Consider the following 20,444-nt stretch of genomic DNA (forward strand, 5'->3'; position numbering starts at 1 on the left):
CCTCCTCGCTCGGGACGACCATGCTCCCACGCCCCCGGGACCGCGCCAAGCCGCTCTGGAATGCCCGGGCAAAAGCCGTTATAAGGTAACGAAACCCCGGAGAATCCCGATGCCCCGCTCGCTGCGCGCCCTGTTTCTCGCCCTGCTGCCGCTGACCGCCGCCCTGGCCGCCGATTCGCATCCCGAGCAGCGGCACGATCCGCATGAGCACGCGAGCCTGGCCGCCCACGAGCACGGCAGCGCCCAGCTGAACCTGGCGCTGGACGGCCCGACCCTGGAGCTGGAATTCACCAGTCCGGCGATGAACCTGGTCGGCTTCGAGCACGCCCCACGCGACGAGGCGGACAAGGCCCTGGTGGTCACCGCCCGTGGAGGTCTGTCAAAGCCCCTGGTCCTGTTCGGCGTCCCGACCGCGGCGGCCTGTCAGGTCGTCCGTCAGGAGCTGGAGGGCGAACTGTTCGAGGAAGAGCAGACCGAAGCGCTCGAGCACAGCGAGATCCGCGCCACCTACCGGCTGGACTGCGCCAAGCCGGGCGCGCTCGCCGGGCTGGACCTCTCGGCGCTGTTCGAGGCCTTCCCGGCCACGCAGAGAATCCAGGTCCAGTTGATCGGCCCGCACGGCCAGCGCGGCGAGGAGCTCGACCCGCAGCACCCCCGCCTGAACTTCTGACCCTCGCCACGAGGAGCCTAGCCGAGGCCCGCGAAGCATCGAACCATGACCGCCCCCCTGATCGCACTCTCCCACCTGGGCTTCTCCTGGCCCGGCCAGCCCGAGCTGCTGGATATCGCCGAATTCCACCTGAACCGCGGCGAGAGCCTGTTTCTCAAGGGGCCCTCCGGCAGCGGCAAGACCACCCTGCTCGGCCTGCTCGGCGGGGTGCAGAAACCAGCCCGCGGCAGCATCCGCCTGCTCGGCACCGACCTCGGCACGCTCTCGGCCAGCGCCCGCGACCGGTTCCGCGTCGATCACACCGGCTACATCTTCCAGCAGTTCAACCTGCTGCCGTTTCTCTCGGTACGGGAGAACGTCGAGCTGCCCTGCCGCTTCTCCCGGCTGCGCGCCGAACGGGCCCGGCAGCGCTACGGCAGCGTCGACCGGGCCGCCGCCGCCCTGCTGGCCCACCTCGGGCTGCGCGAGGAGCTGCTTGAGCGCCGCGCCGACGCCCTCTCCATCGGCCAGCAGCAGCGCGTCGCCGCCGCCCGCGCACTGATCGGCCAGCCCGAGCTGGTGATCGCCGACGAGCCCACCTCAGCACTGGATACCGACAGCCGCGAGGCCTTCCTCGATCTGTTGTTCGCCGAGTGCCGCGACGCCGGCTCCAGCCTGCTGTTCGTCAGCCACGACCAGAGCCTGGCGCGGCTGTTCGACCGCAGCCTGTCGCTGGCCGAACTCAATCGCGCCGCACGCCCGGCGGAGGTCTGAACATGTACCTGCTGCGCCTGGCCCTGGCCAGTCTGGCCAACCGCCGCTTCACCGCCCTGCTCACGGTGTTCGCCATCGCCCTTTCGGTGTGCCTGCTCCTGGCCGTCGAACGGGTGCGCAACGAGGCGCGGGCCAGCTTCGCCAGCACCATCAGTGGCACCGACCTGATCGTCGGCGCCCGCTCCGGCAGCGTGAACCTGCTGCTGTATTCGGTGTTCCGCATCGGTAACGCCACCAACAACGTTCGCTGGGACAGCTTCGAGCACTTCGCCCGGCATCCGCGGGTGAAATGGGCCATCCCGCTGTCCCTCGGCGACTCGCACCGCGGCTACCGGGTGCTGGGCACCAGCGCCGCCTACTTCCAGCATTACCGTTACGGCCGCGACCGGCCGCTGGAGCTGAGCAAAGGTCGCGCCTTCGCCGCAGACCCATTCGAGGTGGTGCTCGGCGCCGAGGTGGCCAGGGCGCTGCGCTACCGGCTCGGCGACGAGATCGTGCTGGCCCACGGCGTGGCCAAGGTCAGCCTGACCCGCCACGACGACAAGCCGTTCCGAGTGGTCGGCATCCTGGCGCCCACCGGCACGCCGGTGGACCGCACCCTGCACATCGGCCTGGCGGGAATGGAGGCGCTGCACATCGACTGGCGGCAGGGCGTGCCGGCCCGGGGAGCCGGCCGGATCAGCGCCGAGCAGGCTCGGGCCATGGACCTGCAGCCCCGGGCGATCACCGCCTTCCTGCTCGGTCTGGACAGCAGGATCGCCACCTTCGCCCTGCAGCGCGAGATCAACGACTATGCCGGCGAGCCGCTGCTGGCGATCCTCCCCGGGGTGGCCCTGCAGGAGCTGTGGAGCCTGATGGGCACGGCGGAGCGGGCGCTGTTCGTGGTCTCGCTGTTCGTCGTGCTGACCGGGCTGATCGGCATGCTCACGGCGATCCTCACCAGCCTCAACGAGCGCCGCCGGGAGATGGCCATCCTGCGCTCGGTGGGCGCCCGCCCCTGGCACATCGCCGGACTGCTGGTGCTGGAGGCCTTCGCCCTGGCCCTGGCCGGCACGCTGCTGGGCCTGGCCCTGCTCTACCTCGGCATCCTCGTGGCCCGGGAGCCGCTGCAGGCGGCCTACGGTCTGTATCTGCCGCTTGCCCTGCCCAGCGCCTACGAGTGGAGCCTGCTCGCCGCCATCCTGGCGGTCGCCCTGCTGATGGGCGGGGTGCCGGCCTGGCGCGCCTACCGCCAGTCGCTGGCCGACGGCCTGTCCATCCGCCTGTGAAGGAGAACCTTATGCCGCGTTCGCTGCTCGCCCTGCTGCTGGTCTGCGCCGCTCCGCTGTGGGCAGCCGAGCCGCGGGATCTCACCTGGTCCGAACTGATCCCGGCGGACGCCCCGCCCGTGCTGCAACCCCAGGCGCCGCTGCACGGCCCGACGCCAGGCGCCGGCCTGGACGAGTCCGGCCCGCCGGCACCGCAGCTCGCACCGCAGGCCCCGGTGGTCCGGGCCCTGGACGGGGTGCTGGTGAAGCTGCCCGGCTACATAGTGCCGCTGGAAACCGAGGCGGACGGCCGGGTGGTCGATTTCCTGCTGGTGCCCTACTTCGGCGCCTGCATCCACGTGCCGCCGCCGGCCTCGAACCAGATCGTGCACGTGCGCAGCGACGGCGGCGTACGGCTGGAAGAGCTGTATCAGCCGTTCTGGGTCGAAGGCCCGCTCAGGGTGCAGCACAGCAGCAGCGAACTGGCCGAGGCCGGCTATGGGATGCAGGCGAGCCGGATCTACCGATACGAGCTGGCGGAATGAAAGACGCCCGCACGGGGCGGGCGTCTTTCAGCGGGACGAAGGGACCGGAGCGCAGCGAACTGCTGCTCCGGCCGGCGCTCAGACGCCGAGGTAGTCGAGGATGCCTTCGGCGGCCTGGCGGCCTTCGTAGATGGCGGTGACCACCAGGTCGGAACCGCGGACCATGTCGCCGCCGGCGAAGATCTTCGGGTTGCTGGTCTGATGCTTGAACTGGTTGTCGTGCATCGGCGCGACCACCCGGCCCTGGCTGTCGGTCTTGATCTGGAACTCCTCGAACCAGGGCGCCGGGCTCGGACGGAAGCCGAAGGCGATCACCACGGCGTCGGCCGGGAGGATCTCCTCGGAGCCCGGAATCGGCTCGGGGCTGCGACGGCCACGGGCATCCGGCTCGCCCAGGCGGGTTTCCACCACCTTGACGCCTTCCACCTTGTCCTCGCCGACGATGGCGATGGGCTGGCGATTGAAGAGGAACTTCACGCCCTCCTCCTTGGCGTTCTTCACCTCGCGGCGCGAGCCCGGCATGTTCGCCTCGTCGCGACGGTAGGCGCAGGTCACGCTCTTGGCGCCCTGGCGGATCGAGGTGCGGTTGCAGTCCATGGCGGTGTCGCCGCCACCGAGCACCACCACCTTCTTTCCCTTCATGTCGATGAAGTCTTCCGGCGACTTCTCGAAGCACAGGTTGCGGTTGACGTTGGCGATCAGGAAATCCAGTGCATCGTGCACGCCCGGCAGGTCCTCGCCGGGGAAACCGCCCTGCATGTAGGTGTAGGTGCCCATGCCCATGAACACCGCGTCGAACTCGTCGAGCAGCTGCTGCATGGAGACGTCCTTACCCACCTCGGTGTTCAGGCGGAACTCGACGCCCATGCCGGCGAAGACCTCGCGGCGACGGCTGAGCACGGTCTTCTCCAGCTTGAATTCGGGGATGCCGAAGGTCAGCAGGCCGCCGATTTCCGGGTTCTTGTCGAACACCACCGGGGTCACGCCGTTGCGCACCAGGATGTCGGCGCAGCCGAGGCCGGCGGGGCCCGCGCCGATGATGGCGACGCGCTTGCCGGTCGGCACCACCTTGGACATGTCCGGGCGCCAGCCCATGGCGAAGGCGGTGTCGGTGATGTACTTCTCCACCGAGCCGATGGTCACCGCGCCGAAACCGTCGTTCAGGGTGCAGGCGCCCTCGCACAGACGATCCTGCGGGCAGACCCGGCCGCAGACTTCCGGCAGGGTATTGGTCTGGTGCGACAACTCGGCGGCGGCGAGGATATTGCCCTCCGAAACCAGCTTCAGCCAGTTCGGGATGTAGTTGTGCACCGGGCACTTCCACTCGCAGTACGGGTTGCCGCAGCCCAGGCAACGGTGGGCCTGTTCACTGGCCTCTTGCGGCTTGAACAGATTGTAGATCTCGACGAATTCCTTCTTGCGCTGGCGCAGCAGCTTCTTCTTCGGATCCTTGCGCCCGACTTCGATGAACTGGAAATCGTTGTTCAGACGTTCAGTCATTTCAAAACCTCATAACAGCGGCTGCAGGCTGCACGCCGCAGGCGGCTTAATACGTTTGGGCCAGGCTCCGCGGCCGATCGCTGGGAGCCTGTCGCCTGTAGCTGCGATTTATTGCGGGTTGGCCCGGGTGCTGGAGAGCAGCGACTTCAGGCTTGCCGCCTTGGGCTTGACCAGCCAGAACTTGCGCAGGTAATCGTCCAGGTTCTCCAGCAGGTTGGCGCCCCACTCGCTGCCGGTCTCGGCGACGTACTCGGCCAGCACCTCCTGCAGATGGCTGCGGTGCGCTTCCATCGGCTCGCCGCTGATGCGCTGGATCTCCACCAGTTCATGGTTCACCCGGTCGACGAAGCCGTTGTCCAGGTCGAGCACGTAGGCGAAGCCGCCGGTCATGCCGGAACCGAAGTTGTAGCCGGTCTTGCCCAGTACGCAGACGAAACCGCCGGTCATGTATTCGCAGCAGTGGTCGCCGGTGCCTTCCACCACAGTATGGGCGCCGGAGTTGCGCACGGCGAAGCGCTCGCCCGCGGTGCCGGCGGCGAACAGCTTGCCGCCGGTGGCGCCGTACAGGCAGGTGTTGCCGATGATGGCCGACTCCTGGCTCTTGAACGGGCTGCCCTTGGGCGGGGTGACCACCAGCTTGCCGCCGGTCATACCCTTGCCCACGTAGTCGTTGGCATCGCCTTCCAGGTACAGGTTCAGGCCGCCGGCGTTCCACACGCCGAAGCTCTGGCCCGCGGTGCCCTTGAAGCGGAAGGTGACGGGCGCATCGGCCATGCCCTGGTTGCCGTGCTGCTTGGCGATCTCGCCGGAGACCCGCGCGCCGATGGAGCGGTCGCAGTTGCAGATGTCCAGCTCATACTCGCCGCCGCTCTTCTCGGCGATCGCGCCCCGGGCCATCTCGACCATCTTCTCGGCCAGCAGGCCTTCGTCGAACGGAGGGTTCTTCTCGACCTGGCAGAACTGCGGCTTGTCCGCCGGCACCTGGTCGCTGCCGAGCAGCGGGCTCAGGTCGAGGTTCTGCTGCTTGGCGGTCTCGCCCGGCAGCACTTCCAGCAGGTCGGTGCGGCCGATCAGCTCGCCGAGGCTGCGCACGCCCAGCCTGGCCAGCCACTCGCGGGTTTCTTCGGCGATGTAGGTGAAGAAGTTCATCACCATCTCGACGGTGCCGATGAAGTGCTCCTTGCGCAGCTTGTCGTTCTGGGTGGCGACGCCGGTGGCGCAGTTGTTCAGGTGGCAGATGCGCAGGTACTTGCAACCCAGGGCGATCATCGGCGCAGTACCGAAGCCGAAGCTCTCGGCGCCGAGGATGGCCGCCTTGATCACGTCGAGGCCGGTCTTCAGACCACCGTCGGTCTGCACCCGGACCCGACCGCGCAGGTCATTGCCGCGCAGGGTCTGGTGGGTCTCGGCCAGGCCCAGCTCCCAGGGCGCGCCGGCGTACTTGATGGAGGTCAGCGGCGATGCGCCGGTGCCACCGTCGTAGCCGGAGATGGTGATCAGGTCGGCATAGGCCTTGGCCACGCCGGCGGCGATGGTGCCGACGCCGGCTTCAGCCACCAGCTTGACCGATACCAGCGCGCTCGGGTTGACCTGCTTGAGGTCGTAGATCAGCTGCGCCAGGTCCTCGATGGAATAGATGTCGTGGTGCGGCGGCGGCGAGATCAGGGTCACGCCGGGCACCGCGTAGCGCAGGCGGGCGATCAGACCGTTGACCTTGCCGCCCGGCAGCTGGCCGCCTTCGCCGGGCTTGGCACCCTGGGCGACCTTGATCTGCAGCACTTCGGCGTTGACCAGGTATTCCGGGGTCACGCCGAAGCGGCCGGTGGCGACCTGCTTGATCTTCGAGCTGCGCACGGTGCCGTAGCGGGCCGGGTCCTCGCCGCCCTCGCCGGAGTTGGAACGTGCGCCCAGGCGGTTCATCGCTTCGGCCAGCGCCTCGTGGGCCTCCGGAGACAGGGCGCCGAGGGAGATGCCGGCGGAGTCGAAGCGCTTGAGGATCGCTTCCAGCGGCTCGACTTCTTCCAGCGCCAGCGGCTGGGCGGCTTCCTTGACCTTCAGCAGGTCGCGCAGCATGGATACCGGACGCTGGTCGACCAGCGCGCTGTACTCCTTGAACTTGGCGTAGTCGCCCTGCTGCACGGCGGCCTGCAGGGTGTTCACCACGTCGGGGTTGTAGGCATGGTATTCGCCGCCGTAGACGAACTTGAGCAGACCGCCCTGCTGGATCGGCTTGCGCTTGCTCCAGGCCTCGGCGGCCAGCAGCTTCTGCTCGGCCTCGATATCGACGAAACGCGCGCCCTTGAGGCGCGAGGAGACGCCGCGGAAGCTCAGATTCACCACCTCGTCGTCCAGACCGACCGCCTCGAACAGCTGGGCGCCGCGGTAGGAAGCCACGGTGGAAATGCCCATCTTGGAGAGGATCTTCAAGAGGCCCTTGGAGATGCCTTTGCGGTAGTACTTGAAGACTTCGTCCAGATCGCCCAGCACTTCGCCAGTACGGATCAGATCGGCCAGCACCTCGTAGGCGAGGAACGGGTAGATCGCGGTGGCGCCGAAACCCAGCAGCACGGCGAAATGGTGCGGATCGCGGGCAGTGGCGGTTTCCACCAGGATGTTGCAGTCGCAACGCAGGCCCTTCTCGACCAGGCGGTGGTGCACGGCGCCGACCGCCAGGGAGGCGTGCGCCGGCAGCTTGCCGGGGGCGATGTGACGGTCGGACAGCACCAGCAGTACCTTGCCGCTGCGCACCGCTTCCTCGGCCTGATCGGCGAAGTTGCGCACCGCCGCCTCGAGACCGAGGCTCTCGTCGTAATTCAGATCGATGTGATAGCGCTCGAAGCCCGGGCGGTCTAGGTTCATCAGGCTGTACCACTTGGCCGGGGAGATCACCGGCGTGGTCAGGATGGCCCGGTTGGCGTGGTCGGCGCTCTCCTCGAAGATGTTGCGCTCGGCGCCCAGGCAGGTCTCCAGGGACATGACGATGGCTTCGCGCAGCGGGTCGATCGGCGGGTTGGTGACCTGGGCGAACTGCTGGCGGAAGTAGTCGAACGGCGAGCGCACGCGCTTGGACAGCACCGCCATCGGGGTGTCGTCGCCCATCGAGCCGACCGCTTCCTGGCCCTGCTCGGCCAGCGGACGCAGCACCTGGTCACGCTCCTCGAAGGTGACCTGGAACATCTTCATGTACTGCTTGAGCTGCTCGGCGTCGTAGGCCGAGCTGCCCTCGTCCTCGTCCAGAGTGGCCTGGATGCGCAGGGCGTTCTCGCGCAGCCACTTCTTGTAGGGATGGCGCGACTTCAGGCGGTTGTCGATATCGTCGGTGTGCAGGATCTCGCCGGTCTCGGTGTCCACCGCGAGGATCTGGCCCGGGCCGACCCGGCCCTTGCCGATGACGTCTTCCGGCGCGTAGTTCCACACGCCGACTTCCGAGGCCAGGGTGATGTAGCCGTTCTTGGTGGTGACCCAGCGCGCCGGACGCAGACCGTTGCGGTCGAGCAGGCAGACCGCATAGCGGCCGTCGGTCAGCACCACGCCGGCCGGGCCGTCCCAGGCCTCCATGTGCATGGAGTTGTATTCGTAGAAGGCGCGCAGGTCGGCGTCCATGTTCTCGACGTTCTGCCAGGCCGGCGGAATGATCATGCGCAGGCTGCGGAACAGATCCATACCGCCGGTGACCAGGAGCTCCAGCATGTTGTCCATGCTGGAGGAGTCCGAACCGGTACGGTTGACCAGCGGCGATAGGCTCTCCAGGTCGGGCAGCCGCTCGTTGGCGAACTTCAGGCGGCGAGCCTGGGCCCAGTTGCGGTTGCCGGTGATGGTGTTGATCTCGCCGTTGTGGGCGAGGAAGCGGAACGGCTGGGCCAGAGGCCAGCGCGGCAGGGTATTGGTAGAGAAGCGCTGGTGGAACACGCAGATCGCCGTGGCCATGCGCTCGTCGCCCAGATCCGGGAAGAACTGGGCCAGATCGGCCGGCATCATCAGGCCTTTATAGACGATGTCCTTGTGCGACAGGCTGCAGAAGTAGAAATCGCCGTCGCTCGCCAGCGCCACTTCCGCGCGGCGACGGGTGAAGAACAGCTTGACGGCGAAATCCTGGTCGGACAGACCTTCGCCGCCGACGAATACCTGCTCGATGCGCGGCAGGCGCTCAAGGGCCAGCGGGCCGAGAACGGAGGTATCCACCGGTACTTCGCGCCAGCCCACCAGGCTCAGGCCCTGCGCGGCGATTTCCGCGTTCACGCGCTCGCGCGCCGCCTGGGCCTTGCCGGCGTCCCGGCTGAGGAACAGCATGCCGACGGCGTACTGGCCGGGCAGTTCGGCATTGAAATGCTCTTGCGCCTTGGCGCGCAGGAAGGCGTCCGGCTTCTGCAGCAGCAGGCCGCAGCCGTCGCCGGTCTTGCCATCGGCATTGATCCCGCCGCGATGGGTCATGCAGGTCAGGGCTTCGATGGCGGTTTGCAGCAGGTGATGACTCGCCTCGCCTTGCATATGGGCGATCAGACCGAAGCCGCAGTTATCCTTGAATTCTTCAGGATGGTACAGACCTGCTTTCATAAACACTCTCACCAGGCTCTAAGCTTTCGAACAGGCTTGCCGTGCGAGCGGGATGGCATCCGGCGTGCGCAGGCAAAAGGGCAGGCATTGTTACACACCAGCCCCTGCACCTCAAATGTTCGGGTCGTCTTTACGAACCTGAGTGTCGCGTAATTGAAAGATAAATAACGGATGCCGTGCTAGCACGCCCTCAGCGCGCCGATGCCGCCTCCTGCTGGATACTGGCGAAACTGCGCGGCCAGGGGTTGCTGGCCTGCACCTTTGGAGGCAGCGCCTTGATGGCCGCCTGCGCTTCGGCCCGGGTGGCGAAGCTGCCATAGGTCACCACGAAGAACGGCCTGCCTTGGTGCATCTTCCTGAAGTAACGATAGCCCGAGCCCTGGCTTCGCACGAAAGACTGGGCGCTGCTTTCCGAGTAGGTGCCGAGGACCTGCAGGGAATAGCTTCCCGAAGCCTGGGCCCGATACCAGTCGTTTGCCGGCGGAGCACCGAGCGGCTCGGCGGTCGGCTTGGGAGCGGGAGCTGGCGTCGGTGCAGCAACCGGCATCGGCTTGGGCGCCGGCGCGGCTGCTGGCTTGGGTGCAGGCCCCAAGGCCGGCGGTGGAACAGGAGCAGGAGCCGGTGCCGGCTTCGTCGCCTGGGGGAATGCGACCGCTACCGGCGCCGACTCCGGCTTTTCTGCTCCACGCACCGGAGCCTGGACCGACACCGCCGCGGGAACTCCGGACGGACCGTCTTCGGCGCCCGCCCCGTCTTCAGCGTCATCCTCCCCTGCCGCCAGAGCCAGAGGCTCGCGAATCACCGGCTGCGCCTCTTCCGCTGCAGGCGCCGCCTGGGGTGCCGTGTGGCTCCCGGCGAACTGGATCGCCGGCGCACCTTCTCCGACGCCCCCGGATGAGGATTGAGCCCCAGCATCCGGTACCGCGGGTCCCGGGCCGGTACGCACGAACCAGGCGGCGGCGACGGCCAGCGTGACCACCCCCAATGCCAGCAGATGCTTCTTCGGCAATCCCGATCCACCGCGCCGATCGCCATCGACCGCCTGCTTGCGCTGCGCATACATGCCCTCGTCCAGGACCTCGCGGGCAACCCGGTTGATCTCGCCCGGCCAGCCTTCCGATTGCTGGTGGATGCGCTCGATATCCTCGTCGCTGAATAGCTCTATATCCCCCCCGGCCCCCTCAAGGCGCTGGGCGAGGTAGTCGCGGGTTTCCTCCAGGGTATAGGGCTTGAGCTTCAGCGCATGGAAACGCTCCTCGCCGTCGCTCAGGGCCTGCAGTCGCGACACAAGCTCCGGCTCGCCGAACAGGAAGACATGCGGCCGCCCCATGGCGCTGCCCTCGGCCAGAGCCAGCAACGCTTCGAGGGCCCCGGTCTCGAGCAGCTCGGCGTCGTCGACGAGGACGTAGACCTCCTGCCCCACGGCGACCAGTTCCTCCACCTGCGCCAGAATCGACTGCTCGTCGGAGCGAGCCAAGCCCAGCCCCATGGCGATCTGCCGCAGGATGCCCTCCACCTGTACCGAAGCCTTGCCGGAGACGACGACGCTCAGGACCGCCTGCTTGTTGCTGCTGGCCACCAGCGCCTGGCGCAGCAGCGTCTTGCCGCTGCCCGTGGGCCCACTGACCACCAGCAGCAATTGGCTGTAGCGCGCCAGGTGGTGCAGTTGCCCGAGCAGAGGCTTGCGCTGCGCCGGGAAGAACCTGAAACCAGGCGTCCGTGCCGCGAACGGGTCGTGCGTGAAGTCGTAATGGCTCAGAAGAGCTTCATCTACATGCGAACTGGACATAGTCGTCTCATTGACTGATCTGTTCCACCATGACCCGGTAGTCGGCGGCCAAGGTGGCGTGCAAGGTCTCGCGAGGGAAATCGCCGGTCACGACCGCCTCGCCCAGGCGCTTGAGCAGCACCAGGCGAAGCCGGCCATCCAGCACTTTCTTGTCGATGGCCATGTGCTCGAGGAAGTCCTCGGGGGTCATTTCCGCCGGAGGGGTCACGGGTAGACCGGCCCGCTGCAGCAAGCGGATTCCGCGATCGCGTTCGGCCTCGTCGATCCAGCCCAGGCGGCGGGACATCTCCAGAGCCATGACCGTGCCCGCGGCGACGGCTTCGCCATGCAACCAGACGCCATAGCCCATGTGCGTCTCGATGGCATGTCCGAAGGTGTGCCCCAGGTTGAGAGTGGCGCGGACTCCCGTCTCGCGCTCGTCCGCACCGACTACCCGTGCCTTGGCGGCACAGGAGCGGGCGATGGCTTCGCTCAGCGCCGAGCCTTCCAATGCACGCAACGCATCCATATGGGCTTCCAGCCAAGTCAGGAAAGGCTCGTCGCAGATGAGCCCGTACTTGATCACCTCGGCCAGTCCGGCGGAAAGCTCGCGTGCCGGCAGGGTGGCCAGGGTAGAGGTATCGATGACTACGGCCTTCGGCTGGTAGAAGGCGCCGATCATGTTCTTGCCCAGCGGGTGATTGATGCCGGTCTTACCCCCTACGGAGGAGTCGACCTGGGAAAGCAGTGTGGTCGGGATTTGGATGAAATCCACCCCACGCTGATAGCAGGCCGCGGCAAAGCCGGCCATATCGCCGATCACGCCGCCGCCGAGGGCGATGAGGGTGGTGCGTCGGTCATGGCGCGCCTTCAGCAACGCATCGAAGATGGTCTGCAGGGTTTCCCACTGCTTGAAGGCCTCGCCATCGGGCAGCACGATGGGAGTCACGTTCCGTGACGACAGGGCGCTGGTCAGCTTGTCCAGATAGAGCGGAGCGACCGTCTCGTTGGTGACCACTGCGACCTGGCGGCCGGCCAGATGCGGCACTATGTACTCCGCCTTGCTCAGCAGGTCCTCGCCGATATAGATCGGATAACTGCGCTCGCCGAGATCAACCTGTAAAGTCTGCATGATGCCCCCTCGCTGGAAAGGGCGCTAGGATAGCGCAGTTGCGCGCCCGCTTTAACGAGCAGGAAGGGCACGCAGACGCTCTAGAATCTCCTCCACCACGATACGCGGCGGACGCTCGTCGGTTTCCACCACCAGATCGGCGATTTCCCGGTAGAGAGGATCCCGGATTGTCATCAATTCACCGAGCACACGCCCTGGATCGGCAGCGCGCAACAAGGGGCGATTGCGATCACGGGAGGTCCGCTCCAACTGCTGCTCCACCGAGGCATGCAGGTAGATCACGCGACCGCCGGAACTCAATGCTTGGCGATTCTCGGGGCGGAGGACCGCCCCGCCGCCGGTGGCCAGCACGATCCCGTCTGTCTGGCAAAGCTCAGCGAGCATCGCCTGCTCGCGCTCGCGAAACCCGGCTTCCCCCTCCACATCGAAGATCCAGGGAATATTGGCTCCGGTACGCTGCTCGATCTCCTTATCGGAGTCCTTGAACGACAACCGTAACTCTTTGGCAAGCAAGCGCCCGATGGTGCTCTTTCCAGCCCCCATCGGGCCCACGAGGATCACATTACGCACTGACTCAACGACTCACAGCTATTGCCTGATTGTTAAGGATACGTGGTGTCAAGAAAATAAGCAGCTCGGATTTGGAGTCGGTCACCGCGTCGCGGCGGAACAGACGGCCGAGGTACGGCAGGTCGCCCAGGAAGGGTACCTTCTCCACCGTCTTCTCCTGATCGTTGGAGAACACGCCACCGATCACGACGGTTTCGCCGTCCGCGACCAGCACCTTGGCATTGACTTCGTTCTTGTTGATCGGCGGTACGCCGTTGAGCGCATTGGCGTAATCCGGCGCGTCCTTGGTGACCTTCACCTCCATGATGATGCGGTTGTCCGGAGTGATCTGCGGGGTCACCTCGAGCGACAGGGCCGCCTCCTTGAACGAGACGCTGGTCGCGCCACTGGAGCTGGCCTGCTGGTAGGGAACTTCCGACCCCTTGAGGATCTTCGCGGTCTCCTTGTCGGCCGTGACGACCTTGGGCTGAGAGATGATCTCGCCGTTACCGCTCTTTTCCATGGCCGACAACTGTAGGTCCAAGGTCAGATTGTTGCCGACGTAGCCGAGACCGATACCCGAAGTGAAGCTTTTTACCCCCATGTCAACCAGCGTCGAGGTCAGTGAGCCAGTGCTGCTCGTGGTAGTACCCGAGGTGGAACCACTCGAGCCCGAGCTGGTGCTGGAACTGGAGCTAGAAGAGGAACTGCTGCTCAACCCGTACAGCCTGCCATTACCATTGCTGTAGGAGCCGCCCCAACGGACCCCCAGGCTTTTGTCGTAATCGACACTGGCCTCGACGATACGCGCCTCGATCATCACCTGACGCACCGGGATGTCCAGTTGGGCGACGATCCGCCGCAATTCGTCGAGCCGATCCTGGGTCTGGTAAGCAATGATGTTGTTGGTACGCTCGTCCACAGTGATTGAGCCGCGCTCATCGGTGCTTTCATCCGTACTGGTCACGGACTGGAACAGCTTGGCGATATCCGCCGCCTTGGCGTAGTTCACCTGCACCAGTTCACGGCGCAGGGGAGCCAGCTCGGCGATCTGCTTCTGCGCTTCCAGCTCCTGCCGCTCGCGCGCCGCGATTTCATCGGCCGGAGCCACTAGCAGGACGTTTCCGACCTTACGCTTATCCAGCCCCTTGGTCTTGAGCACCAGATCGAGCGCCTGATCCCAGGGCACATTCTGCAAACGCAGGGTGATATTGCCTTGCACCGTATCACTGGCCACCAGGTTCAGGTTGGTGAAGTCCGCGATCAACTGCAGCACCGAGCGGACATCGATATCCTGGAAATTCAACGATAGCTTCTCGCCGTTATAGACAAAGCGGTCGGGGTTGACGCCGGCCGTGCTTTTCGGGGCGAGCTGCTTGACGCTGACAGTCAGCCGATTGTCAGCCTGGTAGACGAGATAGTCATATGCACCGCTTGGTTCGATGACGATATGACTCTTGTCCCCCTGCCTGGAGGCGCTGACGAACTGCACCGGGGTGGCGAAATCCTTGACATCCAGCCGCACACGCAGGGACTCCGGCAACTGGGCTCCGGCAAAATCCAGCAGGATCTTGCCCCCCTGTTCCTGGATAGCAGGGCTCATACCCGGATCGGACAAGTCGATGACGACATTGCCCTCCCCCTGTTCGCCGCGCTGGAAATCGATCGCCCGGATGGCTTTGCCGACCGGCGCGTACTCTTTGACCTTGGGGGCTGGTGCCTGCACCGTCGCCGGCTGGGTTGAACGCGCCTGGTGCGCTGCTCCCGCCGCTTCTCCTACCACCACATAGAGGTTGTTACCCTCGCTCCGGGTACTGTACGGAACCAGGGAGGTCAGATTGACGATCGCCCGAGTACGCCCCTGGGCCTCGACCAGGGTGACGCTACGGGCATTTCCGACGCCCAGTTCGCGATTCTTGGTTCCGAGCTTGTTGGATACCCCGGGTAGATCCAGAGCGATACGAGCCGGCTGGTCGATGGTATATCCGCGTGGCGCCTGCACGGGTTCGTCGAAGGAAAACTTGAGCTCGACCCGATCGCCGGGCAGAGCGGCCACATCGAGGCCTTTCAGATCGGCCGCCAGCAGCAGCGGCGACATCAACCCAGCCAGAGCCGAAAGGCCGAGACGCGAAAGAGTGGTATTCATTGAGGGGTTCCGTAATGCAGAACGGGAATTGGTATTCATGCGGAATTCTCTCTCTACGAGCGCTCTTTCAACGTGAGAGTGCGCGGACGCTCGAGCCAACCGCCTTCTCCGTCCGGAACGATCTCCACCACTTCTATGGCAGACTCGCCGATATTGACCACACGGCCATAATTGCGCCCCAAGTAGTCGCCGACCTTCAGCCGGTGAACGCCGCCCGCCCCACTGACCAGGGCATACATGCCGGTCTCGTTGGACAAGGTGCCGACCATCTCGAATATCTCGATATTGAAGCCCTCGAGGTATTGCCTGACCCGGTTCTCGTCGGGCTTGATGTCCTTGGAGCCCTTCTGACGCTGGGCCAGTTCGATCTTGAGCGGCGGCTGGAATGGACTGCGCAGCAGCGATGCACTGTAGGTGAAGGCTTCGTAGGGTTGGAAAATCGGCAATGGCTCGATACTTCCCTTCGGTCGCGCGCGGACCTCATCCATATAAGCCTGCAAATCCTGAAAATCGTTACCCGTACCGCAACCTGCAAGCCCCGCGACAACTGCAACAAATATCAAACGGGCGCCTTTCATTTCTGCAGCCCCTTGTCGTTATATCGATAAGTCTTGGCCAGAATGCTCATGCGCAACTTCGAAGAGTCACCGCTCTTCACAGGCTTAATTTCGAAATCATGCAAAGTGACGATTCGAGGCAAGCTGGAAACGCCACTAACGAAAGTAGCCAGATCGTGATAAGCACCAACTACGGATATTTGGATCGGCAGTTCGATATAGAACTGCTGGGTAACTTCATTGAGTAACTTGATCTCTTCGAACTCGAGGCCGCTACCCAATCCGGTACGAGTTATATCTTCGAGAAGTCCGGGGACCTCGGTGTCGCTGGGCAGCTGCCTCAACATTGCGCCGAAGGTCTCCTCCATCTCCTTCATCTGCGCCCTGTAGGCTTCCAGATTCGCGGCCTGAAATGCCTTGGCGGAGAACTGCTGCTTCAAGGTCTCTTCCTCGAGACGCTTTTGCTCCAGTTGCGCTTGGAGGTCCTTGAGATGGAAGTTGTAGCCCAGCGCCAGAACGGCTATCAGCAGCAGGATACTGGTGATGACCTTCACCGGCGTTGGCCAAGAGCCCAGGTTATTGAGATCAAGATCGGCCAGATCGACCTTTCGCAGGCTTTCCAGCGATTCGGCCAGATTCATTTCCGCACTCCCGTTTGTTTCTGCTCGCCACCCCGAGTAGCAGCCATGCGACCGGCGGAAGACTCCTTGGCACCGGCCGCCTGCTCACTGTCCCCGCCCGGCTGGGCCTGCTGCACGGTCAGCTGGAATACGTTGGCCTGATCCAGCGCACCGGCCGTGACGGCCTTGACCGCCGTGAGATTGGGAGCCTCGAGCCATTCCGACGCCTCCAGATTACGCATCAGGTTCGAAACCCGATTGTTCGACTCGGCGGCCCCTTCGATGGCGATGTTTTTTCCCGTCATTTTCAGGGAGGAGAAATAGACGCCATCGGGAAGCGTACGCACCAACTGGTCGAATACCCGGCCGATGACCTGGCGGTTTCCTTGAAGGTCCTGAATGATCTTCATCCGTTCCAACAGTTGCTGGCGGCGAGTCTTGAGCTCATTGATCTCCTTGATCCGTGAGTCGAGGATGGCGATTTCCTTGCGAATGTAATCGTTGCGCGCTGCCTGACGCTCTATGCTTGCGTTCAGATAGCGATCCCCGAGGAATACCAGCCCCCCCGAAGCGATCAGCACTGCCGCGAGCATTACCAGAAAGCGCTGCTTGCGCTCCTCTCGGAGCTGCTCGCGCCAGGGAAGAAGGTTGATCCGCGCCATTTAGTCGAAACTCCTCATCGCCAAACCACAGGCAATCATCAGGGCTGGAGCATCGCTGGCCAGGGCATTTGCATTCACTTTGCCGCCCAAGGTCATATTGGCAAACGGGTTCGCCACCAGCGTTCGAGTACCGATCTTCTGCTGCACCAGGTGATCGAGCCCCGGGAGAGAGGCGGTACCACCCGCCAATAGGATGTAATCGACATGGTTGTATTGGCCGGCCGCGAAGAAAAACTGCAGCGAGCGTGAAACCTGTTGTACGACAGCATCTTTGAACGGCTGCAAAACTTGGCTGTCGTAGTCTTCTGGGAGTCCGCCCTTTTTCTTTGCAATATCGGCTTCTGTCGCCGAGAGCCCGTAACGGCGCTGGATCTCGTCGGTCAGTTGCTTGCCGCCGAACAGCTGCTCTCGGGTATAGAGGGTGCGGCCTTCGTGGAGCACACTGAGCGTCATCATGGTCGCCCCGATATCGGCGATGGCCAGAGTAGCTCCGGGGCGGTCCTCTCCCAACTGGTCCGCCAGCAGGCCGCAAGCACGCTCCATGGCATAGGCCTCGACATCCACTACCTTGGCGGTCAGCCCCGCCAACCCTAGAACAGCTTCGCGTGTTTCGACGTTTTCTTTCCGACAGGCGGCGAGCAACACTTCGGCTCGCTCGGGATTACGGGCGACAGGACCCTGCACCTCGAAATCGATCGCCACTTCCTCGAGTGGGTAAGGAATGTACTGATCGGCTTCTATCTTCAGCTGGGTTTCCAGTTCGTCCTCGGAGAGCCCGGCATCCATCTCGATGGTCTTGGTGATTACAGCGGAGCCCGCCACGGCTACAGCTGCCGCCCTGGTGCCGGTCCTGGCTTTGGCGACGACACGATTCAGGGCCTGTCCCACCCCATCCAGATCGACGATGTTCTTCTCGACGACGGCATTGGCCGGAAGAGGCTCGACAGCATAGGCCTCGACCCGATAGCGGCCTCCCGAACGACTCAACTCGATAAGTTTGACGGCGGTCGAACTAATATCGATCCCCAACAACGAATTCGCTTTCTTGTGGAAGAGCCCTAGCACGACCAATTTCCTTGTTACATCCGCAAGTTACAGAAAACTTCTGCTATTTGGCATTAGATAACAGTCTTGACAGAAGCGTAAACGGCTATCTGTCGAAAAAACGCATATAATGTGACCGGTTTTTCGCTTTCAGCCTCGCCTGATATTTCGTCTCTTCTATCTGGAAACCCAAGGCCTCGATGCGCTTGCTTAAATTCCTCAGCTGGACCTGCGTCGCCATCTTCTGTGGATTGCTACTCGCCTTAAGCGGCACCTATCTTTATCTCAGCCCCAACCTTCCGTCTGTCGAGTCCCTGCGCAGCATCCAGCTGCAAATGCCCCTGCGGGTCTACAGCAGCGACGACAAGCTGATCGCCGAGTTCGGCGAAATGAGGCGCACGCCGATCCGCTACGCCGATATTCCGCAGGACTTCATCTATGCCCTGCTGGCCGCCGAGGACGATAACTTCGCGAACCATTATGGCGTCGACCTAACGAGCCTGATGCGCGCTGCCACGCAATTATTGAAGAGCGGACATATCCAGAGCGGCGGCAGCACCATCACCATGCAGGTAGCCAAAAACTACTTCCTCACCAGCGAGAGAAGCTTTTCGCGAAAGGCCAACGAGATCCTGCTGGCCCTGCAGATCGAGCGTGAGCTCAGCAAGGAGGAAATCTTCGAGCTCTACGTCAACAAGATTTACTTGGGCAACCGAGCATACGGCATTCAGGCCGCGGCCCAGATCTATTACGGCAAGACCATTCAGGAACTCAGCCTGGCGCAGATGGCGATGATCGCGGGCCTGCCCAAGGCACCGTCGCGCTTCAACCCGCTGGCCAATCCGGAGCGGAGTAAGCAGCGTCGCGACTGGATCCTCGGGCGCATGTACAAGCTCGGGCGAATCGACGCAGCACGCTACCAGGCAGCCCTGGCCGAACCCGTCGATGCCAGCTACCACGTTCCGCCGCCGGAGCTGAACGCCCCCTATGTGGCCGAAATGGCACGCGCCGACTTGGTCGGTCGATTTGGCAGCGCGGCCTATACGGACGGCTTCAAGGTGACCACCACCGTACCCAGCAATCTGCAGGAGGAAGCCAACCAGGCCGTACGCCGGGGGCTGCTAGACTACGATCGGCGGCATGGCTACCGCGGCCCTGAGGCCCGCCTATCCGGCAACCCCCAGAATACATGGGGCGATGAACTGGGCAAATATCACACCATCAACGGACTCGAGCCGGCCATCGTCAGCCAGGTACAGAGCGACGGCATACTCGTCCTGACGCGCAACGGCGCGAAAGAGATGGTCGGCTGGGAGAGCATGCGCTGGGCTCGCCCCTTCCTGGGCACCGACAGCCTCGGGCCCGCCCCCCGGCAACCGGCCGACGTGGTCAAGGCGGGTGACGTCGTTCGCGTCGAGCGCCAGGAAAATGGCAGCCTAAGCTTCTCCCAGATCCCCGCGGCACAGGCCGCACTGGTTTCCCTCGACCCTCAGGATGGCGCCATCCGCGCTCTGGTAGGCGGCTTCTCTTTCGACCAGAGCCATTACAACCGGGCAACCCAAGCCAAGCGCCAACCCGGATCGAGCTTCAAGCCCTTCATCTATAGCGCCGCCCTGGATCGCGGCCTCACCGCGTCCACCATCATCAATGACGCCCCGATCGTGTTCGTCGACGAATACCTGGACACCGTCTGGCGCCCGAAAAACGACACCAACACCTTCCTCGGCCCGATCCGCATGCGCGAAGCCCTGTACAAGTCGCGCAACCTGGTGTCGATCCGCATCCTGCAGCAGATCGGCATCCCCTACACCCTCGACTACCTCACCCGCTTCGGCTTCGACAAGCAGGACCTGCCGGGGAACCTCTCCCTGGCGCTCGGCACCGCCAACCTGACGCCGCTGGAGATCGCCGGCGGCTGGAGCTCCTTCGCCAACGGCGGCTATCGCATCAGCCCCTATCTGATCGAGCGCATCGAGGACCGCGTCGGCAATGTCCTGTTCCAGGCCAATCCCCCGCGCGTCCCACCGCAAGCACCGCCCCCCGTGGCGAATCCGGCAATCGACGGCAGGCCCCAGACAGGCTTCACGGCCATCACCAGCCAGACTCCGCAGATGGAAGCGACGACCAACGCGACTCAGCCGATCTATGCCGAGCGCATCGTCGACCCCCGCACCACCTACATAATGACCAGCATGCTGCAGGATGTGATCAAGCTCGGCACCGCCCGCAAGGCGCTGACCATGAAGCGCAGCGATCTGGCCGGCAAGACTGGGACCACTAACGAGTCCAAGGACAGCTGGTTCTCCGGCTACAACGCCGACTACGTGACGACCGTCTGGACTGGCTTCGACCAGCCGGAAAGCCTGGGCCGCCACGAGTATGGCGGCACCGTGGCCCTGCCGATCTGGATCGGCTACATGAGCCAGGCCCTCAAGGACAAGCCGGCCCACATGCAGCCGGAGCCCGAGGGGCTGCTGACCCTGCGTATCGATCCGATCACCGGGAACATCGCCTCGCCAGGCACGCCCGGCGCCTTCTTCGAACTCTTCAAGAGCGAGAATCCGCCATCCATGGCCCAGGAAGGGAGCTCCAGCCTGGGCGGCTCCCCGGGTAACGACAGCCCGCCGCCAATCGATCTTTTCTGACCTCAAAAAAGAAACCCCGCCAAGGCGGGGTTTCTTTTTGCTGCGGGGTCGT

General features: G+C 64.2%; 15 protein-coding genes. 5 read left to right on the forward strand and 10 right to left on the reverse strand.

Annotation, left to right across the window (positions count from 1 at the left end; all coding sequences use genetic code 11):
• Positions 1–109: 109 nt before the first annotated feature.
• Genes ACFOJE_RS06670 through ACFOJE_RS06685 form a run of 4 tightly spaced genes read left to right on the forward strand, consistent with a single transcriptional unit; the run spans position 110 to position 3,215 of the window.
• Positions 110–670 carry a DUF2796 domain-containing protein gene (locus ACFOJE_RS06670; RefSeq protein WP_377813508.1) on the forward strand — a complete coding sequence of 187 codons (561 nt, stop codon included), beginning with the start codon at positions 110–112 and terminating at the stop codon, positions 668–670.
• A gap of 45 nt (positions 671–715) precedes the next feature.
• Positions 716–1,423 (forward strand): ABC transporter ATP-binding protein, encoded by a 708-nt coding sequence (locus ACFOJE_RS06675; RefSeq protein ID WP_377813509.1) that lies wholly within the window; start codon positions 716–718, stop codon positions 1,421–1,423.
• A 2-nt stretch (positions 1,424–1,425) separates the two neighbouring features.
• The gene (locus tag ACFOJE_RS06680) at positions 1,426–2,691 is read left to right on the forward strand and encodes an ABC transporter permease (RefSeq protein ID WP_377813510.1); all 1,266 of its coding nucleotides are present in this window, start codon (positions 1,426–1,428) and stop codon (positions 2,689–2,691) included.
• An 11-nt stretch (positions 2,692–2,702) separates the two neighbouring features.
• A complete protein-coding gene (locus tag ACFOJE_RS06685) occupies positions 2,703–3,215 on the forward strand; it encodes a DUF3299 domain-containing protein (RefSeq protein ID WP_377813511.1) in 513 nt (170 codons plus the stop codon).
• Positions 3,216–3,293: 78 nt separating this feature from the next.
• Here the strand turns inward: ACFOJE_RS06685 and ACFOJE_RS06690 are convergent, their stop codons facing one another.
• The 10 genes from ACFOJE_RS06690 to ACFOJE_RS06735 form a co-directional block, all read right to left on the reverse strand.
• A complete protein-coding gene (locus tag ACFOJE_RS06690) occupies positions 3,294–4,715 on the reverse strand; it encodes an FAD-dependent oxidoreductase (protein WP_377813512.1) in 1,422 nt (473 codons plus the stop codon).
• Positions 4,716–4,823: 108 nt separating this feature from the next.
• Complete coding sequence (gltB, locus tag ACFOJE_RS06695; RefSeq protein WP_377813513.1) at positions 4,824–9,269, reverse strand: glutamate synthase large subunit; 4,446 nt, start codon at positions 9,267–9,269, stop codon at positions 4,824–4,826.
• 190 nt (positions 9,270–9,459) lie between these two features.
• On the reverse strand, positions 9,460–11,058 hold the full coding sequence (locus tag ACFOJE_RS06700; protein ID WP_377813514.1) for an AAA family ATPase: 1,599 nt from the start codon (positions 11,056–11,058) through the stop codon (positions 9,460–9,462).
• 7 nt (positions 11,059–11,065) lie between these two features.
• Positions 11,066–12,169, reverse strand: a complete 1,104-nt coding sequence (gene aroB, locus ACFOJE_RS06705) for a 3-dehydroquinate synthase (RefSeq protein WP_377813515.1) — start codon at positions 12,167–12,169, stop codon at positions 11,066–11,068.
• Positions 12,170–12,220: 51 nt separating this feature from the next.
• Entirely contained in the window at positions 12,221–12,739 is a 519-nt protein-coding gene (gene aroK, locus ACFOJE_RS06710) for a shikimate kinase AroK (RefSeq protein ID WP_377813516.1), read from the reverse strand.
• A gap of 4 nt (positions 12,740–12,743) precedes the next feature.
• Positions 12,744–14,864, reverse strand: coding sequence for a type IV pilus secretin PilQ (gene pilQ, locus ACFOJE_RS06715; protein ID WP_377813517.1), 2,121 nt, complete (start codon positions 14,862–14,864; stop codon positions 12,744–12,746).
• Positions 14,865–14,917: 53 nt separating this feature from the next.
• Positions 14,918–15,442, reverse strand: coding sequence for a type 4a pilus biogenesis lipoprotein PilP (pilP, locus tag ACFOJE_RS06720; protein WP_377813518.1), 525 nt, complete (start codon positions 15,440–15,442; stop codon positions 14,918–14,920).
• A complete protein-coding gene (pilO, locus tag ACFOJE_RS06725) occupies positions 15,439–16,062 on the reverse strand; it encodes a type 4a pilus biogenesis protein PilO (RefSeq protein WP_377813519.1) in 624 nt (207 codons plus the stop codon). The genes pilP and pilO overlap by 4 nt, the downstream gene beginning before the upstream one ends.
• The gene (locus ACFOJE_RS06730; RefSeq protein ID WP_377813520.1) at positions 16,059–16,703 is read right to left on the reverse strand and encodes a PilN domain-containing protein; all 645 of its coding nucleotides are present in this window, start codon (positions 16,701–16,703) and stop codon (positions 16,059–16,061) included. The genes pilO and ACFOJE_RS06730 overlap by 4 nt, the downstream gene beginning before the upstream one ends.
• Positions 16,704–17,768 carry a pilus assembly protein PilM gene (locus ACFOJE_RS06735; RefSeq protein ID WP_377813521.1) on the reverse strand — a complete coding sequence of 355 codons (1,065 nt, stop codon included), beginning with the start codon at positions 17,766–17,768 and terminating at the stop codon, positions 16,704–16,706. It abuts the gene before it with no gap.
• A gap of 179 nt (positions 17,769–17,947) precedes the next feature.
• Here ACFOJE_RS06735 and ACFOJE_RS06740 point away from each other — a divergent pair, with 179 nt between their 5' ends.
• Positions 17,948–20,392, forward strand: coding sequence for a penicillin-binding protein 1A (locus ACFOJE_RS06740; protein WP_377813522.1), 2,445 nt, complete (start codon positions 17,948–17,950; stop codon positions 20,390–20,392).
• Positions 20,393–20,444 lie beyond the last annotated feature (52 nt).

The sequence above is a fragment of the Azotobacter bryophylli genome (genome assembly GCF_042643485.1).
Lineage (GTDB): Bacteria > Pseudomonadota > Gammaproteobacteria > Pseudomonadales > Pseudomonadaceae > Azotobacter > Azotobacter bryophylli.